The sequence below is a fragment of the Gemmatimonadales bacterium genome (assembly GCA_030697825.1).
Classification (GTDB): Bacteria; Gemmatimonadota; Gemmatimonadetes; order Gemmatimonadales; family JACORV01; genus JACORV01.
This window is the reverse complement of the sequence record JAUYOW010000118.1, coordinates 1-3164: the sequence shown is the minus strand read 5'-3', so window position 1 is coordinate 3164 and position 3164 is coordinate 1. Positions and strand designations below refer to the sequence as shown.

Genomic DNA, 3164 nt, shown 5'->3' with positions numbered 1-3164 from the left:
GCGATCTGGCCGGGCCCGGTGTAGCCGGACCAGCGGCGGATCACCCGGCCCTCCGCGTCGAGCAGCACGGTGTACGGCAACCCTACGTAGTGATAACGCGGCTTCAACCGGCCACCGCCGAGGCCGACCTGGAGCCCGATCGGGTGCTCCGTCAGGAAGCGCCGGGCTGATGACTCGATCACGTCGTCCGACAGGGCTACGAAGACCACCCGCGTCGAGTCGAAGGTGCGCCGGAGCGAGTCGAGCGCCGGCATCTCTTCGCGGCAGGGCGCGCACCAGCTTGCCCAGAAGTTCACCAGGACGACCTTGCCCGTGAGGTCCGCAAGCGTGAGCCGCGAGCCCGACAGGTCGGGGACATCGAACGGCGGGAACGCCTCGCGCGCGAGGTCGCCCACCGGCGCGAGCAGGGAATCGGGCTCTGGTGTGGTGACGCGCCCGCGCCGGTCTACCGCGATGGTGGGTGGATAGCGCACGAAGCGCGCGTCCGTCTCGGCGCGCGCGCTACGCCCGGGAAGGCGTCTTCCAGGCGTGGGCGCGTCGCGACCCGCCGACGGGCGGCGTGCTCGTGGCCGCCGCCCCCGACCGGGCGAGCCTGGAAGCCATCGTCGCCCAGGATCGGTACGTGCGGGCGGGCGTCGCGCGGGCCGAGGTCGTCGAGTTTAGCCCAGCGAGCGTCCGCGGAGCCCTAGGCACGTAGCGTTGCGGCGGCGCGGCGTAACTCCGCCCAGGACCGACAAGTACCACTTGCCACTTCCCACGGTGTGTCCGCCCGCTATTGCATCTTGCCCGCTCAGTGCCCACTATGGGTCTGCGCCCCCGACAACTCCCCGAGGTTGACTGTGGTCCATCCGAGTCTGGTGGAGCGCGCCAAGCTGTTCTTCTTCCGCCACTTCGAGCGGACCTTTGTGCTCCTGCTGGTCGGCGCGATGTTGGTCATCAACGCGTTCGTCGAGCAAAAGCTCGCGTTCTTGAGCTTCTATTACCTGCCGATGATGCTCGCCGGGTTCTACGGGGGTCGGCGCTTCGCGGTGCTGTCGGGCTTGTTCATGGTGTCCCTCGTCTTTTTCTATCAGGCGGTGCAGGGGCTGGACACGCTGCCCGGCTTCTCCCTGGGTGCGCTGCTCGGGCTGGTGCCGTGGGCGGGATTCCTGATCCTCACCGGCTACGTCGTCGGCACCCTGGCGGAGCAGCGCGCGGCGCGGCTCGCCGAGGCGAAGAATGCGTACCTGGCCACGCTCGAGATCCTCGCCTTCCACATCGAGTCGACGGAGAAGTACCAGCTGGGGCACAGCAACCGAGTGGCGGAGCTGGCGGTGGCGATCGCGCGCGAGCTGAAGCTTCCGGAAGAGGACCTCGAGAACCTGCGGGTCGCAGGCCTGCTGCACGAAGTGGGGACCCGCGATCAGCGTCTGGTCCGGCTGCTGGCGCGCTCGGAGAGCGAGGGACGGGTCTCCGTGGCCCGCGCCATGCACGGTGCGGCCCAGGTCATCGCCGAGTACGGCCACTACTACGAGATCGTCGGTGACGCCTGGGCCGCCGACGCGCTGCCCCTCCCGCTCACGGTGAAGATCCTGGCCGTCGCGGACTCGTTCGAGACGCTGCAGATGGCGACGCCGGTCCGCCCGGCGTTCCCCAGGTGGCAGGCGCTCGAGGAGATCGAAAAGGGCGCGGGGAAGACGTTTGCGCGGGACGCGGTGCGAGCGCTCCGGGTCGTGGCCGGCCGGCCGGAGGTATCGGCGCCGGTCTCCGCGTTGAGAGTCGAGGCTCCCCTGCCTGCGGGACCGTGACGGTGGGGGGGCTTAGGGCGTTGCGGGCGGCGGCTGCGGCGCCACGGCCATTCCCATGATGTGGTAGCCGCTGTCGACGTACACGATCGAGCCCGTGATCGCCTTGGCGAAAGGACTCGCGAGGAACGCCGCCGCGTATCCCACGTCCTCGGCGTGGATCGGCCGGGGGAGGGGGGAATTGGCGGTGGTGTACGCGATCATCTGCTCGATGAACCCGATGGCCAAGGCAGCGCGCGACGCCCAGGGTCCGGCCGAAATGGCGTTCACCCGGACGCCGAAGCGGCGGCCCGCCTCGTAGGCGAGCGTTCGCGTGTCGGCTTCGAGCGCCGCCTTGGCCGACGACATCCCGCCGCCGTAGCCCGGGATCACGCGCTCGCCGGCCATGTAGGTCAGCGAGAGGAACGCGCCATCGCGTCGCATCATCGGGCCCAGGTGGCGCACGAGGGAGATGTTGCTTGCCGTGCGGCTGGCCCGCTACTGCGCGCGGCACCCTTTGGCGCTCGGCCGACTGGCGTATGGGGCGGACACCGGCACGGTCACCTATCAGTCCGACAAGGCGAGCGGCCCCACGGCGGGCGCGGAGACGCTGGAGGCCCTCGAGTTCCTGGCGCGGGTGGTGAGCCACATCCCCAACAAGGGCCAAGTGCTCCAGCGCTACTACGGCTGGTACGCCAACCGGACCCGCGGCATCCGGCGCCGGGCTGGCGCCCCCGAGCCGGCCCCGGCCGTGGCGGCGGAGTCGCTGCCGCCCGCGCTCCAGGAAGCCCGCCACCGTTGGGCGGAGCTGCTGCACCGGCAACCAGCTCCGGTGTCCACGGTGCGGCCACGCGATGCGCATCGTCGCCTTTATTACCCAGCCCTGAGTGATCGACCGGATTCGATGACTCCGCCAGCTGCGTTGGGGTCGGCGGGGACGTTCATTGCTGCCGGGTCGAAGGGAACGTCCAGAACCATGGCCCCGTCATCGTGGCTATCGTAGGGCTCCGCCGCCCCGCCAATGTCGAGATGGTTGAGATTGTGGGAATGTCCCAGTTCATGGCCTGTCCTCAGCCTACGAGGTGGACATCGCGGCCAACTCCAAGACGTATGGGATTCGCCCGACCACGTTCATGGAGTGGGCGGCCGGCGCCAGGTGGTCATGAGGGGACAGCGGCCTTGGGGCCTCAGTGGTGGTGGTGATGGTGCGCTGCAGCCGGCGCGCGCGCCAGCTCGTCCGCGATGAGCGCCCCTTCGGCCGCGATCTGGCCGGGCCCGGTGTAGCCGGACCAGCGGCGGATCACCCGGCCCTCCGCGTCGAGCAGCACGGTGTACGGCAACCCTACGTAGTGATAACGCGGCTTCAACCGGCCACCGCCGAGGCCGACCTGGAGCCCGATC

Annotated in this window: 6 protein-coding genes; 3 read left to right on the top strand and 3 right to left on the bottom strand. The window is 69.8% G+C overall.

Features of this window, described 5'->3' with window-relative positions:
• Positions 1-473: TlpA disulfide reductase family protein (locus Q8Q85_06165; protein MDP3773837.1), on the bottom strand; the 473-nt coding region annotated here is incomplete at its 3' end.
• Here Q8Q85_06165 and Q8Q85_06160 point away from each other — a divergent pair.
• Entirely contained in the window at positions 461-697 is a 237-nt protein-coding gene (locus Q8Q85_06160) for a YciI family protein (GenBank protein MDP3773836.1), read from the top strand. The two genes, Q8Q85_06165 and Q8Q85_06160, sit on opposite strands and share 13 nt — an antisense overlap.
• 142 nt (positions 698-839) lie before the next feature.
• Complete coding sequence (locus Q8Q85_06155; protein ID MDP3773835.1) at positions 840-1787, top strand: HD domain-containing protein; 948 nt, start codon at positions 840-842, stop codon at positions 1785-1787.
• A gap of 12 nt (positions 1788-1799) precedes the next feature.
• Here the strand turns inward: Q8Q85_06155 and Q8Q85_06150 are convergent, their stop codons facing one another.
• A complete protein-coding gene (locus tag Q8Q85_06150; protein ID MDP3773834.1) occupies positions 1800-2210 on the bottom strand; it encodes an SDR family oxidoreductase in 411 nt (136 codons plus the stop codon).
• A gap of 25 nt (positions 2211-2235) precedes the next feature.
• Here Q8Q85_06150 and Q8Q85_06145 point away from each other — a divergent pair, with 25 nt between their 5' ends.
• The gene (locus Q8Q85_06145; GenBank protein MDP3773833.1) at positions 2236-2766 is read left to right on the top strand and encodes a transposase; all 531 of its coding nucleotides are present in this window, start codon (positions 2236-2238) and stop codon (positions 2764-2766) included.
• A 184-nt stretch (positions 2767-2950) separates the two neighbouring features.
• On the opposite strand, the gene Q8Q85_06140 is transcribed toward Q8Q85_06145, so the two are convergent.
• Positions 2951-3164, bottom strand: a 214-nt coding sequence (locus tag Q8Q85_06140) for a hypothetical protein (GenBank protein ID MDP3773832.1), incomplete at its 5' end; no start/stop codon positions are given.